The following is a 22453-nucleotide window of genomic DNA, read 5'->3' as shown; positions in this document are numbered from 1 at the left end:
AATAAAGAAAAAAAGCGATGGCTAAACCACGCTTCTTTCTCCGTCTTAGGAAGGATTTTTGCCGGTTCCTTCCATTTCTCTTTTGATGAGCTCCATGAGTTGATTCCGATCCAGGATCCATTGGGCCCGCTCATCTTTTTCATAGGTCCGATTGGATAGGAAAATAGCTGCCAATTGGAGCTTGCGATTATAGAGAAGGAAGGTTCCTGTATAACCTGTATGGTCCAACCAGTCTCCTTCCAGATTCCAGGCCAGAGAGCGCATCTTCCCTTTTTCTAAAGCATAGTTCTGCGATAAAATCTCTGCAAAAGGATCCTGTAAGTAATGCTCCAGGAAAATTTCCATATCTCTAATGGTCGAAAACAGACCTGCACTTCCGGCATGGACTCCCAGTACACGCGCTTTCGGATCATGGACGACACCAGCTGGAACGCCACGAAGGGTTGGCACCGCTTGAGAAACCGGGCCAAAAGTAGTCTCCTTCATTTGCCAAGGTGCAAAGACTTGCTCCTGAAAAATCTGGGCCAAATCCTGACCATACCACTTCTCCAGAAGAAAGCCCAACAAAAGAAAATTGACATCTGTATAGTGGAACTGGCGATTGTCCTTGAGCTTCAAACGGTGCAGGGCTTCTTTTAAGCCCTCAGCATCCAAGTCATCTCGTCTAGGGATGAAAGGATCCAGCCCAGAAGTATGGGTTAAAAGCTGACGGATGGTCACCTCTGCCTGCTCCATATCCGGATAGTGAGAAGCTAAGGGACGATCGATATCAATTTGCCCTTGTCGGACCAGAAAAGCAAGAACCGTTCCAACTCCGACGACCTTACTCACACTGGCTAAATCATAGGTCAAGCCAGGAATAACTGGCTCTTGCTTGTCTGGATCAGCTAGTCCCAAGTAATACTCCTGCCAGCTTCCTTTCTGATAGAGCGCAAGAGAGGCACCTGGGTAGATGCCTGCTCCTATTTGCTCTTGAATTTTTTGGATGATTTTTTCCATTTTTCTTCACTCATTTCAATCAGCCAAAGACTTGCTTAGGCTTCGAACCACCATTCAATCTTGCTTGGATCCTCAACCAAGACAAATTGTTGCCTTTTTGGTACAAAAGTCACCTGATCTCCAAAGCAAGAGGCCACTTCACTTGCTACAAATGGCTCTAGAATGACCTTGACCTGACAAAGGTCCCAAGTCTGTCCATTAGCTAGTGTGAGGTCCGGACCATCTGATGCTTCTAAGTCTAAATACTCTTCTAAGCCAGGTAGTTGTTGATAGAAAGCTGTAGAAGTCTCTACATTAGGTACACGAAGAACTATCTTTTCTACGAAAAACTCCGTCAAGGTTGTAAACTCTTCATTCGCTTGAAAATCTGGAACTTCCTCAATTTCAGTTAAACTGTCCACTTGCTCTTCCGCATGGAGCAAGATACGATCTCCTTCTGGCGAAAGAGCTTCAAAGGCATAGCCATTTTCCCCTCTGAAGAGGCGATCAACTTGATGACCACGAGCCAGAAGCCACTCAATTTCTTGCGGGTTGGTCACGCGAATCTTTAAGCAAGCCAAGCGTTTTGGTCCCTCAACCTTACGGGTTCTCATACTAGGGGATTCCTCTAAATAGAGGCGGTCTGTCTTCGATTGATCTCCAAGGGATAATAAAGCCCCATCTTCCAACAGGGTTTTCATTCCTAAGACCTTTTCAAAAAATTCTTGATTGACATTTCGATTGTTTGTTTTTAATACGGGTGAAATACTACTAATCTTATTTATGCACATAATTCCTCCAAGTCTTTTATATTTTAAAAGATTTTCTTTTTTTTTACAAGAAATCTTGTGCAAAAAAGACAGATTTCTCAAAATTTTGAATCTGTCTTTCTTTACTTAATATACTGTTCGTGTATGGACCCGCCCGTTTGGAGCTTCAAATTCGTATTCTAAGTAATCCTGATAGGTCCCTGGTGCAATCACTCCACGCACATCTAATACAGCCGTTCCCGCCTGTCCCACAATGGAATCTGCTAACAGGCAGCAATTAGTAGACAGAACAAAGTAAGATTTAAAACGCGAAGAAGTAAATTTATATAGCTCAGCCCCTAAATCATATTTCAATTTGTAAGCGTAGGTCGGCTGACCGTCTTCCAGTAACCTCCTAGGTGGATCCCAAGGTTCTAACAACTGATCAATTTCAGCTAGACGCTTCTCTACTGCCTGATTCTCTTCTTCGGTAAGGGATAGGCTGTAGCCAAACAGCGTCTTTTGACTCTCTTTTTTACATAGTTCGATGTATGGTTCCTTATCCACTTTAAACAGTACGCCATCCCCAATCGTCCCAAATAGACGCTCTGAAAAGGGATCGTAACTTCCGTAAGAAATGACCTTCCCCTGATAACAAATATCTACATGCCCAATCGCTCCAAATAAGTTGCTGTCAGAAGTATGAACCAAAATTTCTAATTCCCTTGCCTCTTCTTCTTTTTTCACCAATCGATAAGGGCCTGTGTGTCCCGCCGAGCTCCCTTTTTGAAGAAACTGGTTAAACCGTTTTAACTCCTTAGCAGGGATAAAGGCTGCAAAGATAACCGGTAGGCTAATACGAAAGCGACGTTTTAACTCTTGGCCTTGTTGGTCTTTGTCAAATAAAATACCATCTCGAATATTAGAAATCCCCAACAAGACCAGATAAGCCCCCAAGAGGATAAATTGGAAGTGCCCATCTGAACCAGGTTCCAAGACAGTTGCTAGACCAAGCCCACCGTTTAAAAGCGCATCCCATAAATAGAACCAGCCTCCTTTTACCCGATTGGCCTTATAAAGCCAAAATGTGATCCCATAGACAATGGCACTCCCCAACTGATATGCCCCTAAACAAATCACAACTAAGTTTACGGGCAGACTACTCAGTCGATTCAACCAGATCAACGCAAGTGAAAGAAAAATAAACCAAATAGAGTGGCTATAGGAAATAGACTTGCTACGTAACAAAAAGCGAAGAAGAAAGCTTCCTAGTCCATCAACTAAAAAGTAAATGGCTAATAGATCCAAGGAAAATTTGGTGAAACCAACGCCGTTTCGAAAAATGAGAATCCCAAAAATGACGGCAAGAACCCCAAACAATAAGGTCCGTCTTCTTGCAACTTGTTCAAAAGATATTTTTTTCAATATTCCTTCTCCTTATAGACGAAAGGTCTTTAGACAAATACTATTTTATCAAGTATAATATAAAAAGTAAAGAACAAAGAAACTGATAAAAGGAGCAGTCTATGAAATACAATCAATATAGCTATCTATCTGTTGACCAAAAAGACATTCTTAAGGAACTAAAAGAAATTGGGTTTGACCTTCCCACCCACCTCCCAGAAAAAGAACTGTTTGAATGGTTTGTCCGCAAGGTTTACTTCACCTATAAAGATACAGATTATCCCCTCTCTAACCTAGTGGTGGATTCTAAAACAGACTTTTTAACGTATATCCAATCTGACTGCGAATGGTCTCCGAACATTTTTTACACAGTAGCCCTCCAATTACTCGGTTTCCGCTATTTTATTGATTTTGAAGATACGGATAGCTTCTTGAAAGAAGTCCAATTTCCGATTGAGTATGGAAACTTGGTAGAAAACCTCTACCACCTCCTCAATACTCGAACAGTCAAAGGGAATTTACTAATTGAGCAGTTGGTCAGCGATGGCTTGATTCCTGAAGACAATCGCTACCACTTTTTCAACGGAAAAAGTCTAGCTACCTTTAACTGCCATAATGTGATTCGTGAGGTGGTCTATGTGGAAAGTCGGATTGATAGCGACCAAGATGGCCTTCCAGATTTGGTCAAGGTCAATATTATTCGCCCTCGCTATGAAGGAAAAATCCCAGCCGTCATGACTGCAAGCCCTTATCACCAAGGAACCAATGACAAGGCTAGTGACAAGGCACTCTATAATATGAATGTGGACCTCGAGGTCAAAGAACCTCATACCATTCAAGTAGAAGAACCTCAATTAGAATTGGTGGATCCTGTCGGTTCAGCTCAACTAGTCTCTGAGGCTGAAGAAACCCTCACTCATATCAACAGCAGTTATACTCTCAATGACTACCTGCTCGCTCGTGGCTTTGCCAATCTCTACGTCTCCGGTCTTGGAACCAAGGATTCCCAAGGCTTGATGACCAACGGGGATTACCGTCAAATCGAGGCCTATAAAAATGTCATCGACTGGCTCAACGGACGCTGTCGTGCCTTCACAGACCACAGTCGCCAACGCCAAATCAAGGCCGATTGGTCCAACGGCAAAGTTGCTACGACAGGCTTGTCCTACCTAGGGACCATGTCCAATGGACTGGCTACCACAGGTGTCGATGGCCTAGAAGTCATCATTGCTGAAGCCGGTATCTCCTCTTGGTACAACTACTATCGGGAAAACGGACTCGTGACGAGTCCTGGTGGCTATCCTGGAGAGGATTTTGATTCACTCGCTGAGTTGACCTATTCACGCGCCCTTCGGGCTGGAGACTATCTCCGCCACCATGCAGCCCATCTAGCGGATTTGGAACGGCTTAAAGAGCAAATAGATCGCAAAACAGGGGACTACAACCAATTCTGGCATGACCGCAACTATCTCCTTCAGGCAGACAAAGTCAAGGCAGAGGTCGTCTTCACCCATGGTTCCCAAGACTGGAACGTGAAGCCCCTCCATGTATACCAAATGTTCCAAGCCCTTCCAGCCAACATCAAGAAACACCTCTTCTACCACAATGGTGCCCATGTCTATCTCAACAACTGGCAGTCCATTGACTTCCGTGAGAGCATGAACGCCCTCCTTTCTAAAAAATTACTGGGCTATGATTCAAGTTATGAATTGCCAACCGTCATCTGGCAGGACAATACAGGAGAACAAAGTTGGACCTCCTTGGAAGACTTTGGCAATCAAACAGCCCAGCGCACCTTCTCGCTCGGAGATGGTGAGAAAGTTATCCAAAACCGCTATGCGACAGAAGACTATGAGCGCTATGGCAAGGCCTATCCAACTTTCCTAACGGACCTCTACCAGGATAAGGCGCAACAAGTGACCATCGATCTTCCGATTGCAGAAGACCTACACCTCAACGGAAAAGCTCACCTTCACCTGCGGCTCCAATCTAGCACTGACAAGGGCTTGCTCTCAGTCCAACTCATGGAGCTAGGAAGCAAGAAATATCTCCAACCCTATCCAGCTGTCCTATCCGTCCGTACACTGGATAACGGTCGTTACCATATGCTGGACAACTTGACTGAATTGCCATTTAAGGAAGCCGGCCAACGAGTGATTACAAAGGGGTGTCTTAACCTCCAAAACCGTCATGACCTCTTAGAGGTTGAGCCCGTAACACCAGGAGAATGGATGGAATTCGACTTTGAACTCCAACCAACCATCTACAAACTGGAGAAAGGGACCACTCTTCGTCTCGTCCTTTATACAACCGACTTCGAGATCACTGTTCGCGACCAAACGGACTACCAACTCACTATTGATCTGGCCAACTCGAGCTTAACCCTTCCTAAGATGGATTAAGGAATTTCATGCTTTTTCCTTGTCGTCCCTTCCCTTGCTTGATTTGACAGCCTTGCCTACTTATGATAATATCTAAGAGAGTATTTCATAGAAAAAGAGTTTAGAGGATATTATGGCTATCGAAAAAACAGTCAGCGAAATTGCTGAAATTCTAGGAGTTAGTCGCCAAGCGGTCAACAACCGTGTCAAGGCCCTAGATCCTGAAGATACAGAAAAAAATGATAAGGGAGTTACCGTCGTAACCCGTAGTGGCTTGATCAAGCTAGAAGAGATCTACAAAAAAACCATCTTTGAAGACGAACCAGTCAGCGATGATGTGAAACAGCGTGAATTGATGGAAATTTTGGTAGATGAAAAAAATGCTGAGATTGTTCGTCTCTACGAACAACTAAAAGCAAAAGACGACCAGCTAAAATCCAAAGATGAGCAATTAGCTAAAAAGGATGAGCAGTTGCGTGTCAAAGATGTTCAGATCGCTGAAAAAGACAAACAGCTCGACCAACAACAACAGCTAACCCTTCAGGCTATGAATGACCGCGAAACATTGAAATTGGAATTAGATCAAGCCAATGAAAAGGTTCAAGAACAAGAGAGTAAAGGCTTCTGGAGACGCGTCTTTGGTCGCTAAAAACTGACTTCGGTCAGTTTTTTCTATGCCTTTGCCTCCCCTCAATAATTAGAAAATCCAAAAAAAACATTAGATGAAGGAGTTCCCTTGAAAGAATTAAGCCACTATGTCTCCTTTGATTTAGAATTTAATCAATTTGAAGGAAAGCACCACATTATCCAAGTTTCTGCTGTCCGCTTTGCAGATGGCCAAGAAGTTGCCCACTACGATTCTTATGCCTATACGGATAAACCACTAAAGAGCTTTATCAATGGCCTCACCGGGATCACATCTGATAAAATCCTCCAAGCTCCCCCACTCGAGCAAGTCCTAGCGGAGTTCCGAGATTTTGTTGCAGATAGTCCCCTCATTGGATACAATGCCATCAAGAGTGACCTCCCTATCCTAGCGGAAAACGGGCTAGAGTTCACAGACCAATATGCTGTTGATGTCTTTGAGGAAGCTTCTAAACGCCGGCCTTCTGACCTCCATGGGATTAAAAACTTGCAGCTCCATACAGTTGCTCAGTTTTTAGGAGTAGCAGGAAAATCGCATAATAGTCTAGAAGATGCCCGGATGACTGCACTTGTTTATGAAGCCTTTCTCGAATCAGACCGGGCCCGACAACTCCTAACCGAACAAGAATCCTTTTCTACCTCTCCTTTTGGTGGATTGGACCTCTCCAATTTTTTTAACGACTAAAAAACCTCTATCATCGATAGAGGTTTTCTCTGTATGCTTAGAATGGGAATTTACCAGCAAAAGCTCCCAATTTTTTCTTGGTTGCTGCATCAATTTCTTCGATGGCCGCATTGATAGCTTGAACAGTCATATCAGAAAGAGTTTCTGTATCTTCTGGGTCCACGACTACCGGGTTAAATTCGATGGATACCACCTTTTTATCACCTGTCAAGGTAGCGACAACCAAGTCCTGAGCAGACTTGCCAACAAATTGAGAAGCCGCCAATTCTGCCTGACTTTGTTCCATTTGTTTCTGAAGCTTTTGTGCTTGCTTCATCATATTTTGCATATTCATCATAAGATTTTCTAGATTCCTTTCGTATCAAGGGTTTAGGCCCTGTTTCTTAATTTTTACTACCCACTTCTGCCCATTTTCTAGCTAGATGGGGACTTCTCTCCTATTATAGCATGTTTTCCCCGTCCGACAAAGCTGATTTTTTATTTAAAGAGCGTCGTCACAATGAGTTGGACGTTTAACAGAGTCAGAAGAGTAGCTACTCCGTAAGCTAAGTAGGTATTCCATTTTGCATTGACAAATTCTCCCATGATTTTTTTATTGGAGGTAAAGTAAACCAAGGGAAAAATTGAAAATGGTAGAGCCAGAGACAAGAAGACTTGAGAATAGACCAACAAATCATCTAGAACACTTTCCTGGTCTCCAAAGAGAAAGGCGACAATCAGGACAGGAGTGAGGGCCAACATCCGTGTAAAGAGGCGGACAAGCCATTGAGGAAGGCGGAATCTAAGGAAACCTTCCATGACAATTTGACCCGTCAGAGTGCCTGTAATTGTTGAATTCTGACCACTTGCTAACAAAGCAACAGCAAACAAGGTAGATAGAAAAGGACTTGCAATAGCTCCTGCAATGGCATTGTTTTGCAAGGCATCATACATACTAGAGAAGGCTCCAATTTCTTCTGCATGTCCAAAAAAGAGGGCCGCTCCGAGAATCAGCAAGAGAGAGTTGACAACAAAAGCCAGGGTTAATTCAATATTGGAGTCCCAGGTCATGAAGCGCACAGCCCGACGAACATCTGCAGGATCCTCATAATCGACCTTGCGTGTCTGTGAAATGGAGGAATGCAAATAGAGATTATGAGGCATGACGGTTGCACCAATTATCCCCAAGGCCAGCGTCAAGGCTTGTGATCCCTTGGGAAGACCAATACCTACAATTTCTTTCTGAGGAAGAAAGCCAGCAAAAATGCCACCTATATCTGGTTTTGATAGGACCACAAGGTAGATAAAAATCCCTAGAATGGTCAAAATCAAGGTGGAGACAATAGCCTCAATCTTACGAAAACCTAAGTGCATGAGTCCGAGAAGGAGGAAGACATCCAGGATGGTGACCAAAATAGAAAAGAGCAAGGGCCATCCGAACAGCAAATGGAGTGCAATCCCTGAACCAATGACTTCTGCTAAATCTGTCGCCATCAAGGCTAATTCAATCACTATCCAAAGCATATAGCGGAGCCACTTGGGCAAATGCGTCGCTGTTGTCTGGGCCAAATCTTTCCGATGGACAATCCCTAGTTTCCCAGCCATCTGTTGCAATTGCATGGCAATCAAGGAAGACAAGAGAACCACCGACAAGAGCAAGTAACGATAGTGAGCCCCTCCAACAACGCTGGTGATCCAGTTCCCAGGATCCATGTAGCCCACTGCTACTAGGCTCCCCGGACCTGAAAACAATAATAAGGTCCTCCAAAAAGAAGTTCCCTTGGGAACCTTGACGGATTGATTGATTTCTTGGAGCGATTTCCGCTCTAACTGTTCTAAACTCATGATACCCTTCTTTCCATGACGTCACTTCCCCTTGATTATAGCACAAATGAAAGGTTTCGGTAAATTTTCTTTGCATTTTTAAAAAAATATGCCCTTCTTCTCCCCACTTCCCCATTTTCTTCGTATTCCTTTAGCAACTTTTTCTCCTTTGCTCCTCTAAAATGAACCAAATAGCTTCAAAAATGAACCAAATAGATTTTTCCCCCTATCTGACTTCAAAAGCTTGTATACTAATCGTAACTGAAAGAAAGCTCAGTTATTTACTCAATAGCAAAGGAAAGAAACTATGATTTATGTCATTGAATACAATTATCCCTCTAAGATGTTGGTCGAACATATTAACAACTATCTAGAGAAAAAACGGGTTCGTAATCTACCAGTCAAGCTGGTCTATAATGGAAATATCTCCTATATCGACTATGACTTGAAAAACATTTACTTCTTCTCCTGTCAAGGAAATTCTGGAATCAACGCCTACAAAGAGCTGGAACGCATCCGAAGAAATGATCCCTTCGGACGCATTATCGTTCACTCTAACAAGGTAGACGGACGTAGACTCATGGACCATAAGCTACAAGTCTATGGTTTGATGGAACTAAGCCTTAGTGACTACGGAAAGCCAGACCTCTATTATCAAGAGCTCGACTTCTTGCTCGGTGATCTCTACGAAGAGCTCTGGGAAATGGCAGCAGAAGCCAAGTACGCTGCTGGGAAGAAAACCAATCAGCTCTTCCCACGCTGGGGTCCTGAAATCGGCATTTACCCACCTAAGCGTTATTCCATCCACCTCCGTCAAAATCCAGACGAAGACAATTAACTCATAAAAAGTGGAGCCTGGGGACAGGGTCCATTTTTTATGTTACAATGAACTGGAAATAAAACGAGACGAGAAAAAGGAGACCTTATGAACCACTACGATACCATTGTCATCGGAGGAGGGCCTGCTGGCATGATGGCCACCATCTCCAGTTCCTTCTACGGGCAAGCAACCCTCCTCTTGGAAAAAAACCGCAAACTAGGGAAAAAACTAGCTGGGACTGGTGGAGGTCGGTGCAATGTGACCAACAATGGAAGCCTGGACGATCTCCTAGCAGGCATTCCAGGAAATGGACGTTTCCTCTACAGTGTCTTTTCTCAATTTGACAACCATGATATCATCCGCTTCTTCACAGAAAACGGGGTCAAGCTCAAGGTCGAAGACCATGGTCGTGTCTTTCCAGCTTCAGATCGTTCCCAAACGATTATTCAAGCTCTGACAGATAAGATTGCCGAGCTCGGCGGTCAAGTTCGCTGCCAAGTAGAGGTAACCTCTGTGAAGAAAATCGATGGACAATTCGTCATCAAATCCAAAGATGAGACCTGGATGGCAGACCGCTTGATTGTGACAACTGGTGGAAAGTCCTACCCTTCGACGGGTTCCACCGGCTTTGGCCACGATATCGCCCGTCACTTTAAGCACACTATCACGGAACTAGAAGCTGCTGAAAGCCCCCTCCTGACAGATTTCCCCCACAAGGCCCTTCAAGGGATTTCCTTAGACGATGTGACCCTCCACTATGGCAAACACCACATTACCCACGACTTCCTCTTTACCCACTTTGGCCTATCTGGTCCGGCCGCCCTTCGCATGTCAAGCTTTGTCAAAGGAGGAGAAATCTTGACACTAGACAGTCTCCCTCACTATTCTAAGGAAGAACTCTCAGCAATCCTAGAGGAAAATCGTGAGAAGTCCTTAAAGAATGTTCTGAAGGCCCACCTGCCAGAACGCCTGGCGGAATTCTTTGCTCAGGATCTTCCGGAAAAGGTGAAACAACTCTCTCCTAAAGAAATCAATGCCGTACTAGCGAAAGTAAAGGAACTCCCAATCCCTGTAACAGGGAAGATGTCCTTGGCCAAATCCTTTGTGACTAAGGGAGGTGTCAGCCTCAAGGAAATCAATCCCAAGACCTTAGAAAGTAAGTTGGTCCCCGGTCTTCATTTTGCTGGGGAGGTCCTGGATATCAATGCCCATACAGGAGGATTTAACATTACTGCTGCCCTCTGTACCGGTTGGGTAGCCGGAAGTCTCCACTATTGACAGCTTTTTCAAAAGATGTTAGGATTATTTTTAGAACAAATCCAGCAACAAACATAAGAGTCGTCTTCTTAGAGATGTCACTTTGCGTTTTTATGGCTATTTAGTTCGTACTAAATAGCCTTTTTCTTTTGTCTATGAAAGAGCCTTTGCTGGCCTTGGCTTTCTTCCTATATTTGAATTAGAAATGGAGAATCCATATGGAAAAATCTCAATGGGGTTCCAAAATTGGCTTTATCCTAGCCTCTGCAGGTTCTGCAATTGGGCTTGGGGCTGTTTGGAAGTTTCCCTATATGACCGCCGCTAACGGGGGCGGAAGTTTCCTTCTTGTTTTTTTGATAGCAACTCTACTTATCGGCTTCCCCCTCTTACTGGCTGAATTTACTCTAGGACGTGCAGCTGGTGTCTCTGCCATTAAGACCTTTGGAAAACTCGGTGGCCTTCGCCTCTATGATGGGATCGGTTGGATCGGTGCCTTTGCCCTGTTTATCCTCCTCTCCTTCTACAGTGTCATCGGTGGTTGGATCCTGATTTATCTAGGTGTTGCCTTGGGAGAGTTATTCCAACTTCTCTCAGTTAGTGACTATACCCAGCTCTTTGGAGAGATTATTTCAAATCCCTGGTTGGCTCTTGGGGCCCAGGCCATCTTCATCCTCCTCAATGTCTTGATTGTTTCCAAGGGGGTGGAACAAGGGATTGAAAAGGCCTCAAAATTCATGATGCCACTTCTCTTCATTATCTTCTTAGTCATGATTGGTCGTTCCTTGACCTTACCTGGCGCTTGGGAGGGAGTTAGCTATTTCCTCAAGCCAGACTTCTCCAAGATGACTAGCCAAGGTCTGCTCTATGCTTTGGGCCAATCGTTTTTCGCCCTCTCCCTAGGGGTGACAGCCATGTTGACCTATGCTTCCTATTTGGACAAGGACACTGACCTGGTCCAATCCGGGATTTCCGTCGTCTTCATGAATATCGCCGTTTCCATCATGGCGGGCTTGGCGATCTTCCCAGCTATGTCAGCCTTTCAAATCCCTTCTACTAGTGGACCTGGACTCCTCTTTGTAGTCCTTCCACAAGTCTTTGATAAGATGCCTTTTGGAACTCTCTTCTACCTGCTTTTCCTTCTTCTCTTCCTCTTTGCAACTATTACCTCATCCGTCGTCATGTTAGAGATTAATGTCGGGAACGTCACCAACCAAAACAACAAAAAGCGGGCTAAATGGAGCCAAATCATCGGCCTTCTGACCTTTGTCTTTGGGATTCCATCTGCCCTTTCCTATGGAGTACTCTCCAAGTGGACCCTTTTTGGAAAATCCTTCTTTGATTGTATGGACTTTTTGGTTTCCAACCTCCTCATGCCTTTTGGAGCTCTCTGCCTCTCCCTATTTACAGGCTATATCTTTGATCAAGTCCTAGCCCAAGAAGAACTCAAGGTGGGAGAAAAGAAAACCAAGCGCTTCTTCTTCAAACTCTGGGTTTTCTTGCTTCGCTTTGTGATTCCAATCGTCATCCTCATTGTCTTTATTACACAATTTATCTAAAACAAAATCCACGACTCCTTAGGGATTCGTGGATTTTTCTTTATTTTGTAAGGGAAACACGGAAATCATTGTATTTGTTATAATCAAAGTCTTCATTAAGCCCTGTTACAAATACAATCGGTGTATAATGGCCCTCTTCTAAGATGAAGCCGGGTTTTACCTTCATATTGGCTCCCCCAAGTCCAGCAATCCCTGGAAGAAGGGCATCAAAAGCGCCAGGTTCGTCTGTTTCCCAGTAATAGACATTACCAGATGCTTGAACTGCCTTGGCTTTCGTTGTTGCAGTACGAACAGGATTCAAATCAGCTTGATAAAAGTTCGCTGTTGTAGTGACCGTACCGTCTGCAGCCACAGTCATTTGAACATCTTTGGCAATTTCAGTTGTTCCTGTCCAAGTCCCTACCAGCTCTTCTGGCACCATTTGAGACGAATCTGTGGCCTTGTTAGTGCTTGCTGCAGTAGATCCTGCAGCGGTTTGACCTGAGTTTCCTACATCTTGAGAAGCAGCTTGTGCCCCTTCTTGCGAAGCTGTTTCAGTAGCTTTTGTCTCTTTCTTACCAGAAGCTGCCTTTGCTTTTTTCTGACTAGACTTCACCGTCGTTTGTGCTTCTTTAGCAGAAGATTTGTTCTCTTCTTTTTTTGAACCACAGGCTACGAGTAGGCTTGCAGAAGCTAATCCTAAAACTGCTAAACTTGTCCATTTTTTCATCATGATGATCCCTCACTTCATTTGATAAAAACTATTATATTACAATATTACTCAATGTCAAGTATTTTTGAAATATTTTTGTAACATTAGTAATAAATAGTAATCTATCTAAAAATTCAGGAGATTCAGGCGATAAGCCATCGTAAGAGGGCAACCAAGACAATCCCAAATAGAACTGTACCCATTAGGTTTTTGTAGCGAAAGGCCACTATCATGGTCGGAATGGTTGCGACCAGATCTACCCACCGAACCTGAGGGAGCTGGCCCGGTTTCCCCTCTACTAGACTGGAAAGGATCAGGGCAAAAATAATGGCAATGGGAAGGTATTTTAGAAAACGCAGAACTGGATCTGGCAGCCCCCGGTATTTGACCAAAACGAAGGGCAGAATGCGTGGAATCCAGGTGACCACTGCGGACGTCAAAATAACCAAGAAAATCCAACTATTCACGCGCATCGCACATCACCCCCACGAAACAACCTGTTAAAGTAGCCACTAAAACGGCCAAGGATTGGGTCAAAAAGAAGGTCAAGAGGAAAAAGCTAAGAGCTACTGCACCTAAAACAAGGAGCATGGTAGCCATCTTCTCCGTCAAACGCATGCCTTGAAACTGACCTGCAAAAATCCCAATAAACATAGCAACTAAGGCGAAGTCCAGACCGAAGGCACTAGGATTGGGCAAGAGGGAGCCTAGGGCTGTCCCCAAAATGGTTGATAATCCCCAGGCTAGATAACCGACCACATTATTGCCATGCATCCAGGGAACAGTGATCCGGTCACTTTTCAATTTTTCACTCAAATAAACCCCGTAACTCTCATCTGTCAACAAACTACCAATTCCAATATTATGGACCAGGCTAGCCTCCTTGAAATCAGGGGAGGTATGCAGACTCATAAGCATATTGCGCAAATTGATGAAAAAGACGGTTAAGGCAATATTCATGAGGGACGAATGGACGGCAATCAAAGAGATCATAGCAAACTGAGAAGCCCCTGCGTAAACCAAGAGACTCATCAAGCCCATTTCTAAAGGGGAGAGATAGGGCGACGCCACCACACCACAGGCTAAGCCAATACTGATATAACCCAAGGCCGTCGGAAGGGCATCCCTGACCCCCTGCTGAAAATTCTTTTCCACTCTTTCTCCTTTCTTTTTTGATGCTATCTATTATAACAAAAAAAGGGACGGGAATCGTCCTCCCGTCGTTTATGTTCGTTTCTCAACTAATCTAAGTCCTCTTCTATCGGAGCAAAAGCAAGGCTAGGCTTAGCATTGAGGTCTAAGCTAGCAAAATTTCCCTTATTCCATTCGCTGACACTGGCATAGGCAATCATCCCCGCATTGTCCCCGCAGAGGCGCAGAGGAGGAATGATGACCTTAACATCTGTGATCTCAGAAGCCAGGCATTCACGTAATCCTTGGTTGGCCGCGACTCCTCCCGCCACCACCAGGGTCTTAACAGGGTATCTTTCTAGGGCTTTTTTGGTCTTGGCCATCAAGATATCCATCACCGCTGCTTGGAAGGAGGCCGATAGGTCTTCCTTGGACAGACTCTCGCCTTTTTGCTCGGCATTGTGGTGGAGATTGATAAAGGCAGATTTGAGCCCTGAGAATGAGAACTCCAGATTGTCTTCCTTGATCATGGCGCGTGGGAAATCGTAGATATCCTGACCCTTATGTGCCAACTCGTCAATCTCACGACCGGCTGGATAGGTCAAGCCCATGACGCGGCCGACCTTATCATAGGCTTCACCCACTGCATCATCACGTGTTTCCCCAACGATCTTATAATCACCCGCCTCCGAGACATAGACCAACTCAGTGTGTCCTCCGCTGACCAGCAAGGCCAAGAGCGGAAATTCTAAAGGCTCAACGCTTTGAGCAGCCATCAAGTGGCCAGCCATATGATTGACAGGAAGCAAAGGAATCCCATGGGCCCATGCAAAGGCCTTGGCTGCAGCAAGACCGACCAAAAGAGCTCCAACCAGACCTGGTCCGTAAGTTACCGCAACCGCTGTAACTTCTTCTTCTGTAATTCCCGCTTCTTCTAGCGCTTCCTCAATACAGGCCGTAATGACTTCGACATGGTGCCGACTGGCAACTTCTGGAACCACTCCCCCGAAGCGTTTATGGCTTTCAATTTGGCTGGCAATGACATTGGACAAGAGCTCTGTATCGTTCTTTAAGACGGCGACACTGGTCTCATCACAAGATGTTTCAAATGCCAAAATATATCTATCCTTCATTTGCTTCCCTTTTCATCATAATGGCGTCTTCGGTAGGTGCATGATAATACCCTTTCCGGCAACCAATTTCTTTAAATCCTTGTTTCTGATAGAGAGTTCGAGCCGGAGTGTTTCCTTCTCTCACCTCTAAAAAGACCTCTTTCTCCTGAGGAACAGTTTCTAGTAGCTGACCAGCAATCCCGCGACCTTGCCACTCTTTTCGAACAGCAATTTGGACGACTTCTAACTCATAGAGGTTTTCTTGTATAGCCAAGAAGCCCACCAATTCTTCCCCACTGTAGGCCAAGGCATACCAATTTTGAGGTTGACCGATATCCGCTAGGACTTGCTCCAAGGTCCAGGGGCTTTGTCCATAGACATTGTCTAAGATTTCTACCAACTGAGGGGCTAAATCGAATCGCCCCGCCTCCTTCTCGATACGGATCATAGGCGTTTAATGTAGGACTGACCGGACTCTTGATGGTCCTTGAGCCAGTTTTCTTCAGCTTCTACCCGCTTGAGGTAGTTGGGGACAAAACCATGGACGGAGACAGCTTCTTTTGTAAGTCCTAGTCGACCAATCCGTACCGCATCCGGTAGGGTTTCTACCATCTGAGCACTCGGCAATGCCTCTTGTATCTGCTCGCGAAAGGCTTCTACTTCCCCAAGGAAGGTCACCTTCTCAGCTCCCTTTGCTCTTTCTAATACGGCCTCAAAAGAAAGATGAGCCTCCGGGTAGACCAGCTGATCCTCTTGGTAAAAGCCCGCATAGACATGGTTACGGCGCGCATCCATGACTGGAATTACCAGACCTTCTATCTCTTCTGGTACCAAGGCTAGTAAGCTCGACACCCCTACTAAGTCAATCTTTAGCGTTTGAGCTAGGGTTTTAGCCGTTGCTACCGCGATCCGTAAGCCAGTATAAGATCCAGGCCCTTCTGCTACTACGATACGGTCCAAATCCGTCGGTTTCCAATCAATGCTAGTCATTAAAAATTCAATGGTAGGCATCAAGGTAATGCTGTGGTTTTTCTTGATCGTCAGTGTCAACTCTGCTAATCGGTTTTCTTCCTCCAAAAGGGCAACGGATAGGGCCTTACTGGAGGTGTCAAATGCTAATACTTTCATGTTTTCTCCTCGTTGTCTGCTTCATATTATACTACAAATAGGCGCCAAACGGTAGAGGAAGCACCCCCAGACTGTGAAATCACCTGCTCTCTATCCCTTCTAAAAAAGCGCTTCCTTCTGCTCTCAGAACCCGCTTGCATCTTTTCCTTAGAGCCTATTTATGGTATAATGAATAATAATTGTATCGAATCAGGACAAAAGAAAGCAAGAATAGGTGTCTCAGCTAGCTACTAGCTGTTTCTTTTCTGCTACAGTCCGAACATGTGAAAGGAACCGAAACGAAATGATTTACAAAGTTTTCTACCAAGAAACAAAAGAACGCAACCCTCGTCGTGAAACGACTCATGCCCTCTATCTCGATATTGATGCGAAGAATGAGTTAGAAGGACGCATTGAAGCTCGTCGCCTTGTTGAGGAAAATACATCTTACAACATCGAATTTATCACTCTCTTGTCAGACCAACACCTAGAATATGAAAAAGAGTCTGGCGCATTTGAAATTACGGAGTTCTAATCCATGGCATATACCTTAAAACCTGAAGAAGTTGGTGTTTTCGCCATTGGAGGTCTCGGGGAAATCGGTAAAAATACCTATGGGATTGAATACCAAGACGAAATCATCATTGTGGATGCTGGGATCAAGTTCCCTGAAGATGATTTGTTAGGGATTGATTACGTGATTCCTGACTATTCCTATATCGTTGAAAATATCGACCGTGTCAAAGGTGTCTTGATTACCCACGGACACGAAGACCATATCGGAGGAATTCCCTTCCTCTTGAAGCAAGCTAATGTACCAATCTATGCTGGACCTTTGGCTCTAGCCCTTATTCGTGGAAAATTAGAAGAGCATGGCCTCCTTCGTGGTGCCAAACTCTATGAAATCAACCAAAATACGGAGTTGACCTTTAAGCATATTAAAGCGACCTTCTTCCGGACGACTCACTCTATTCCAGAACCTTTGGGGATCGTTCTTCATACGCCTCAAGGAAAAATCGTCTGCACGGGAGACTTTAAATTTGACTTCACACCTGTAGGGGAGCCGGCCGACCTTCACCGGATGGCTGCACTAGGAGAGGAAGGCGTCCTCTGTCTGCTTTCTGACTCAACCAACGCGGAAGTCCCAACCTTTACCAACTCTGAAAAAGTCGTTGGCCAATCCATTATGAAGATTATTGAAGGCATTCATGGACGCATCATCTTCGCTTCCTTTGCATCTAACATCTTCCGTCTCCAACAGGCTGCAGATGCCGCTGTTAAAACTGGTCGCAAGATTGTTGTCTTTGGACGCTCGATGGAAAAAGCCATTGTCAACGGAATTGAACTTGGCTATATCAAGGTACCGCCTGGCACCATTATTGAACCAAGTGAAATCAAAGACTACCCGGCAAATGAAATCCTCATTATGTGTACAGGAAGCCAAGGGGAACCTATGGCGGCACTGTCTCGTATCGCTAACGGAACCCACCGCCAGGTGCAATTGCAACCGGGTGATACCGTTATCTTCTCATCTAGTCCAATTCCTGGGAATACAACTAGTGTTAATAAATTGATCAATACGATTTCCGAAGCGGGTGTCGATGTCATCCACGGTAAGATCAACAACATCCATACCTCTGGACACGGTGGCCAACAAGAACAAAAGCTCATGTTGCGCTTGATCAAACCGAAATACTTCATGCCTGTCCACGGTGAGTACCGAATGCAGAAGATTCACGCTGGACTTGCGCGTGATTGTGGAGTAGAGAAAGATAACATCTTCATCATGAGCAACGGAGATGTTCTTGCCCTGACGGCTAACTCAGCTCGTATCGCAGGAAGTTTCAATGCCCAAGATATCTATGTCGACGGAAATCGCATCGGAGAAATCGGAGCTGCTGTCCTTCGTGACCGCAAAGATTTATCAGAAGATGGGGTTGTCCTAGCTGTTGCGACAGTTGACTTCAAGTCGAAGATGATTTTAGCTGGACCGGATATCCTCAGCCGTGGCTTCATCTATATGAGAGAGTCCGGTGACCTAATCCGTGAAAGTCAACGCATCCTCTTCAATGCAATTCGAATCGCCTTGAAGAACAAAGATGCCAATATTCAAACCGTACACGGTGCTATTGTCAACGCCCTTCGTCCTTTCCTTTACGAAAGCACGGAACGTGAACCTATCATCATCCCGATGATTTTGACACCAGATGAAGAAAATTAAGTAAAAAGAATGGATGAGGCCTATCGGTCCCATCCATTTTCTTTGTATGAAAAATGAGCCAGGTCATCAAACCTAGCTCATTTTCGGATAAATTTGCTTAGTACAAGTCCAAGTAGTTATCAATTTCCCATTGTGAAACAAAGGTTGCGTAGCTTGCCCACTCGATCCGTTTGGCTTCCAAGAAGCTGGTATAGATATGTTCGCCAAGAGCATCCTTAACAACTTCATCTTCGGTCAAAGCTTTCAAAGCATTGTGAAGGGTAGATGGGAGGTCAGTGATTCCAGCTTCTTTCCGCTCTTCTGCAGTCATGATGTAGATGTTTTCTTCGATAGGAGCTGGTGCTTCGATTTTGTTTTCAATACCGTGCAAACCAACTTCCAAGAGAACAGCCATAGCAATATATGGGTTGGCCATTGGGTCCACTGAGCGCAATTCCAAACGTGTTCCCATACCGCGTGAAGCAGGTACACGAACCAATGGTGAACGGTTGCGACCAGCCCAAGCGATGTAAACAGGTGCTTCATAACCTGGAACCAAACGTTTGTAGGAGTTAACGGTTGGGTTCATGATCGCTGTGTAGTTGTAGGCGTGCTTGATCAAACCGCCAAGGAAGTGATAAGCTGTTTCTGACAACTGCATTCCTTTTGGATCATTTGGATCAAAGAAGGCATTGTTTCCTTCCGCATCGAACAAGGACATATTGCAGTGCATACCGGAACCAGCGATCCCAAATTTTGGCTTAGCCATAAAGGTTGCATACAAACCATGTTTGCGAGCAATGGTTTTGACAACGAGTTTAAAGATTTGAATCTTGTCACAAGCACGAAGCACTTCATCGTACTTAAAGTCAATTTCATGCTGACCTACGGCCACTTCGTGGTGACTGGCTTCTACTTCAAATCCCATTTGAGTCAAGACATTGACAATCTCACGGCGAGTGTTATCAGCAAGGTCTGTAGGCGCCAAGTCAAAATAGCCACCCTTGTCATTCACTTCAAGAGTTGGATCCCCATTTTCATCGAGCTTAAAGAGGAAGAATTCTGGCTCTGGTCCAAGGTTGAAAGATTTGAAGCCAACTTCTTCCATGTGACGAAGGGCACGTTTGAGGTTCCCACGTGGGTCTCCTGCAAAAGGTTCCCCTTCTGTTGTATAGACATCACAAATCAAGCCTGCGACACTGCCGTTCTCATCTCCCCAAGGGAAAACAGTCCAAGAGTCCAAGTCTGGATAGAGATACATATCAGACTCATTAATCCGAACAAACCCTTCAATAGAAGATCCATCAAACATGGCCTTGTTTGAGAGAACCTTTTCCAACTGTTCATCTGTCGCTGGAATTTCAACGTTCTTCATGGTCCCTAAGATATCTGAGAACATCAACCGAATAAAGGTTACATTTTTTTCTTTGACTTCGCGACGAATATCTTCAACAGTAATTGACATGTGTGTCTCCTTATGAGTATAGCATTTAGCAAAAAGAATGATCAGCGTAACTGACCATATGGCGATGAGGTTGTATGAAAGCGACTTTGCTGGAGAATGTCACGGTGAAGGGCCTTGCGGACATCCTTTTCACTGACAATCTTGGCAGCTTGACGTTGAGCTTCTTTCTCAGCAATCCGTTTTTTAATTCCTGCAATATTAAGGCCTTCAGACAAATAATCCTTAATCTCCAACAGGCGATCCATATCGTTGAGAGAAAACATCCGACGATTGCCCTCTGTACGAGCTGGAGTAATGAGTTGTTGATCTTCGTAGTAACGAATCTGACGAGCTGTTAAATCTGTCAATTTCATAACACTACCAATCGGAAAGACCGCTAATGTTCGTCTTAATTCCTTTTCTTTCATACAAGACCCCCTTTCTATTCTATTATAACGCAAAAAAAACCGATGTCAAGATTAAAATGTCATATAATCTCACATGGTTTTTTTTCTTTCATTTATAAAGTCCCGAATCCTATCCACATCTGAATTGACTAAAATCGCAACGAAGACTCCGATAAAGGTTTCAAAGATGCGGGCAAAAACATATAGGAACGTTTCTCCTGTCGGAATCGAGAGGGTGATGATGAGCATGGCTGAAACGCCACCGATGATTCCAGCTTTGTTGTTCATAGCGACATTGGTCATAATGGTTAACATGGTCGCAATGGGCACAAAAATCAGGGTCACCCAAAAAGCATCGTGGAAGAGAATCTTGATCATAAAGAACAGCAGGGCATAAAAACCACCGATGCTGTTGCCCATCACGCGCGAAGCACCGAAGTGAACACTCTTATCAAAATCTTCTCTCAAACTAAAGACAGCTGTCAGCGCCCCAATCTGCAAGCCCCGCCAGCCAAAGATACCAAAAATCAATAGAACCAGAAAAACGGCTATCCCTGTTTTGAAGGTTCGCATTCCTAATCGAAATTTGGAACGGTCAAATTTATGTCGTTTAAAGTAATCCATTGTCCCCTATCTTTCTATCTCTTTTATTCTAACATATTTCTAGAAAGGTTCAAGCGGGGAAATGAAGATCGACTAGCTTCCTTCTACTCACATCCAATAGAAGAAGCACCTTTCGGTGCTTCTTCTATGGTTCATGAGAAACCGTCTTATTTTTCAGTTAATGCTGCAAGTCCTGGAAGAACTTTACCTTCAAGAAGTTCCATTGATGCTCCACCACCAGTAGAGATCCATGAGAACTTGTCTGCGCGACCAAGGTTGATAGCTGCAGCAGCTGAGTCACCACCACCGATGATTGATTTAACGCCTGGTTGTTTCACGATAGCGTCCATCACACCGATTGTACCAGCTTGGAAGTCAGGGTTTTCAAATACACCCATAGGTCCGTTCCATACAACTGTTTTCGCACCAGTCAAAGCTTCGTCAAATTTAGCGATAGATTTAGGACCGATATCTAAACCAAGGAATCCTGGGTCTACTGCTTCACCTTCAGTGTCTTTCACTTCAGTGTAGTCAGCAAATGCATTTGCTTCTTTTGAGTCAACTGGCAAGATCAATTTGCCGTTTGCTTTTTCAAGAAGAGATTTAGCAACATCCAATTTGTCTTCTTCTACAAGTGAGTTACCGATTTCGATACCTTGTGCTTTGTAGAATGTGTAAGTCATACCACCACCGATAAGAACTTTATCAGCTTTTTCAAGCAAGTTTTCGATAACACCAATCTTGTCTGAAACTTTTGAACCACCAAGGATAGCCACGAATGGACGTTCTGGAGCTTCAACAGCTTCTTGGATGTAGGCAATTTCGTTTTCAAGAAGGAATCCAGCAACTGCTTTTTCAACGTTTGCTGAGATACCAACGTTAGATGCGTGTGCACGGTGAGCTGTACCGAATGCATCGTTTACGAAGATACCATCTCCAAGTGATGCCCAGTATTTACCAAGTTCAGGATCGTTTTTAGATTCTTTCTTGCCGTCAACATCTTCGAAACGAGTGTTTTCAACCAAGAGAACTTGTCCATCTTCAAGAGCGTTAACAGCTGCTTCCAATTCAGCACCACGTGTAACACCTGGGATAAATTTCACTTCTTGACCCAATTTAGCAGCCAAGTCAGCCGCTACAGGAGCAAGTGATTTACCTTCTTTGTCTGCTTCTTCTTTCACACGTCCAAGGTGAGAGAAGAGGATTGCACGTCCACCTTGTTCAAGGATGTACTTGATTGTTGGAAGAGCAGCAGTGATACGGTTGTCGTTAGTGATCACGCCATCTTTTACAGGTACGTTGAAGTCAACACGAACGAGAACTTTTTTCCCTTTCAAGTCAACGTCTTTAACAGTCAATTTTGCCATTGGATATGACTCCTTCTATTTTTAATACATGATAATTATATCACAAAAGCTGTAAAAGAGGTAGAAAAATAGTGGATTTCTACCTCTTATTAGCAAGTCTGGAGTCCTGCTCC

At 44.4% G+C, this 22453-nt stretch carries 23 protein-coding genes; 8 read left to right on the top strand and 15 right to left on the bottom strand.

What is annotated here, in order from left to right; translation table 11 throughout:
* Positions 1–45: 45 nt before the first annotated feature.
* From L0M85_RS07000 to L0M85_RS06990, 3 genes are all read right to left on the bottom strand, one after another.
* Positions 46–999: a serine hydrolase domain-containing protein gene (locus L0M85_RS07000; protein ID WP_023027285.1), complete on the bottom strand. Its 954-nt coding sequence runs from the start codon at positions 997–999 to the stop codon at positions 46–48.
* 35 nt (positions 1000–1034) lie between these two features.
* Positions 1035–1769: a CppA N-terminal domain-containing protein gene (locus tag L0M85_RS06995; protein ID WP_023024457.1), complete on the bottom strand. Its 735-nt coding sequence runs from the start codon at positions 1767–1769 to the stop codon at positions 1035–1037.
* Positions 1770–1874: 105 nt separating this feature from the next.
* Positions 1875–3155, bottom strand: coding sequence for a DUF308 domain-containing protein (locus tag L0M85_RS06990; RefSeq protein ID WP_037585655.1), 1281 nt, complete (start codon positions 3153–3155; stop codon positions 1875–1877).
* A gap of 98 nt (positions 3156–3253) precedes the next feature.
* Here L0M85_RS06990 and L0M85_RS06985 point away from each other — a divergent pair, with 98 nt between their 5' ends.
* The 3 genes from L0M85_RS06985 to L0M85_RS06975 all read left to right on the top strand — a co-directional run bounded on the left by L0M85_RS06985 (position 3254) and on the right by L0M85_RS06975 (position 6842).
* Complete coding sequence (locus L0M85_RS06985) at positions 3254–5533, top strand: Xaa-Pro dipeptidyl-peptidase (RefSeq protein WP_129269961.1); 2280 nt, start codon at positions 3254–3256, stop codon at positions 5531–5533.
* Positions 5534–5645: 112 nt separating this feature from the next.
* Positions 5646–6161, top strand: a complete 516-nt coding sequence (locus L0M85_RS06980) for a DUF536 domain-containing protein (protein ID WP_048690819.1) — start codon at positions 5646–5648, stop codon at positions 6159–6161.
* 87 nt (positions 6162–6248) lie between these two features.
* Complete coding sequence (locus L0M85_RS06975) at positions 6249–6842, top strand: 3'-5' exonuclease (RefSeq protein WP_238656735.1); 594 nt, start codon at positions 6249–6251, stop codon at positions 6840–6842.
* Between the two features lie 37 nt (positions 6843–6879).
* Here L0M85_RS06975 and L0M85_RS06970 read toward each other — a convergent pair whose 3' ends face one another.
* Positions 6880–7179 carry a YbaB/EbfC family nucleoid-associated protein gene (locus tag L0M85_RS06970; protein WP_156676976.1) on the bottom strand — a complete coding sequence of 100 codons (300 nt, stop codon included), beginning with the start codon at positions 7177–7179 and terminating at the stop codon, positions 6880–6882.
* Positions 7180–7319: 140 nt separating this feature from the next.
* Entirely contained in the window at positions 7320–8666 is a 1347-nt protein-coding gene (locus L0M85_RS06965; protein WP_006595549.1) for an Nramp family divalent metal transporter, read from the bottom strand.
* A gap of 286 nt (positions 8667–8952) precedes the next feature.
* Here L0M85_RS06965 and L0M85_RS06960 point away from each other — a divergent pair, with 286 nt between their 5' ends.
* The 3 genes from L0M85_RS06960 (at position 8953) to L0M85_RS06950 (ending at position 12278) form a co-directional block, all read left to right on the top strand.
* Positions 8953–9483 (top strand): hypothetical protein, encoded by a 531-nt coding sequence (locus L0M85_RS06960; RefSeq protein WP_006595548.1) that lies wholly within the window; start codon positions 8953–8955, stop codon positions 9481–9483.
* A gap of 87 nt (positions 9484–9570) precedes the next feature.
* Positions 9571–10743, top strand: a complete 1173-nt coding sequence (locus L0M85_RS06955; RefSeq protein ID WP_238656734.1) for an NAD(P)/FAD-dependent oxidoreductase — start codon at positions 9571–9573, stop codon at positions 10741–10743.
* A 197-nt stretch (positions 10744–10940) separates the two neighbouring features.
* Positions 10941–12278 (top strand): sodium-dependent transporter, encoded by a 1338-nt coding sequence (locus tag L0M85_RS06950; RefSeq protein ID WP_238656733.1) that lies wholly within the window; start codon positions 10941–10943, stop codon positions 12276–12278.
* A gap of 40 nt (positions 12279–12318) precedes the next feature.
* Here the strand turns inward: L0M85_RS06950 and L0M85_RS06945 are convergent, their stop codons facing one another.
* From L0M85_RS06945 to tsaB, 6 genes are all read right to left on the bottom strand, one after another.
* Complete coding sequence (locus tag L0M85_RS06945; RefSeq protein ID WP_238656732.1) at positions 12319–12990, bottom strand: hypothetical protein; 672 nt, start codon at positions 12988–12990, stop codon at positions 12319–12321.
* A 122-nt stretch (positions 12991–13112) separates the two neighbouring features.
* The gene (locus L0M85_RS06940; protein ID WP_238656731.1) at positions 13113–13442 is read right to left on the bottom strand and encodes an AzlD domain-containing protein; all 330 of its coding nucleotides are present in this window, start codon (positions 13440–13442) and stop codon (positions 13113–13115) included.
* The gene (locus L0M85_RS06935) at positions 13429–14124 is read right to left on the bottom strand and encodes an AzlC family ABC transporter permease (RefSeq protein WP_048690835.1); all 696 of its coding nucleotides are present in this window, start codon (positions 14122–14124) and stop codon (positions 13429–13431) included. Before L0M85_RS06935 ends, L0M85_RS06940 begins: the two co-directional genes overlap by 14 nt.
* An 86-nt stretch (positions 14125–14210) precedes the next feature.
* Entirely contained in the window at positions 14211–15233 is a 1023-nt protein-coding gene (tsaD, locus tag L0M85_RS06930; RefSeq protein WP_048690837.1) for a tRNA (adenosine(37)-N6)-threonylcarbamoyltransferase complex transferase subunit TsaD, read from the bottom strand.
* Complete coding sequence (rimI, locus tag L0M85_RS06925) at positions 15223–15660, bottom strand: ribosomal protein S18-alanine N-acetyltransferase (RefSeq protein ID WP_048690839.1); 438 nt, start codon at positions 15658–15660, stop codon at positions 15223–15225. Before rimI ends, tsaD begins: the two co-directional genes overlap by 11 nt.
* The gene (gene tsaB / locus L0M85_RS06920) at positions 15657–16340 is read right to left on the bottom strand and encodes a tRNA (adenosine(37)-N6)-threonylcarbamoyltransferase complex dimerization subunit type 1 TsaB (RefSeq protein WP_048690841.1); all 684 of its coding nucleotides are present in this window, start codon (positions 16338–16340) and stop codon (positions 15657–15659) included. Before tsaB ends, rimI begins: the two co-directional genes overlap by 4 nt.
* A 283-nt stretch (positions 16341–16623) precedes the next feature.
* Between tsaB and L0M85_RS06915 the strand changes: the two genes are divergently transcribed.
* Together L0M85_RS06915 and L0M85_RS06910 are read left to right on the top strand one after the other, a co-directional pair.
* A complete protein-coding gene (locus L0M85_RS06915; protein ID WP_006595537.1) occupies positions 16624–16854 on the top strand; it encodes a DNA-dependent RNA polymerase subunit epsilon in 231 nt (76 codons plus the stop codon).
* Positions 16855–16857: 3 nt separating this feature from the next.
* On the top strand, positions 16858–18540 hold the full coding sequence (locus tag L0M85_RS06910; RefSeq protein ID WP_023024486.1) for a ribonuclease J: 1683 nt from the start codon (positions 16858–16860) through the stop codon (positions 18538–18540).
* Positions 18541–18637: 97 nt separating this feature from the next.
* Here L0M85_RS06910 and glnA read toward each other — a convergent pair whose 3' ends face one another.
* The 4 genes from glnA to L0M85_RS06890 form a co-directional block, all read right to left on the bottom strand.
* Positions 18638–19984, bottom strand: a complete 1347-nt coding sequence (gene glnA / locus L0M85_RS06905) for a type I glutamate--ammonia ligase (protein WP_006595535.1) — start codon at positions 19982–19984, stop codon at positions 18638–18640.
* Between the two features lie 41 nt (positions 19985–20025).
* Entirely contained in the window at positions 20026–20391 is a 366-nt protein-coding gene (locus tag L0M85_RS06900) for a MerR family transcriptional regulator (RefSeq protein WP_061564425.1), read from the bottom strand.
* A gap of 69 nt (positions 20392–20460) precedes the next feature.
* The gene (locus tag L0M85_RS06895; protein ID WP_048789972.1) at positions 20461–20994 is read right to left on the bottom strand and encodes an aromatic acid exporter family protein; all 534 of its coding nucleotides are present in this window, start codon (positions 20992–20994) and stop codon (positions 20461–20463) included.
* Positions 20995–21140: 146 nt separating this feature from the next.
* A complete protein-coding gene (locus L0M85_RS06890; RefSeq protein ID WP_125334983.1) occupies positions 21141–22340 on the bottom strand; it encodes a phosphoglycerate kinase in 1200 nt (399 codons plus the stop codon).
* Positions 22341–22453: the final 113 nt, after the last annotated feature.

The sequence above is a fragment of the Streptococcus sp. DFI.7.26 genome, from assembly GCF_022240605.1.
GTDB classification, from domain to species: Bacteria; Bacillota; Bacilli; order Lactobacillales; family Streptococcaceae; genus Streptococcus; species Streptococcus xiaochunlingii.
The sequence above is the reverse complement of the archived record's forward strand: the minus strand, read 5'-3'. Positions and strand labels throughout refer to the sequence as shown.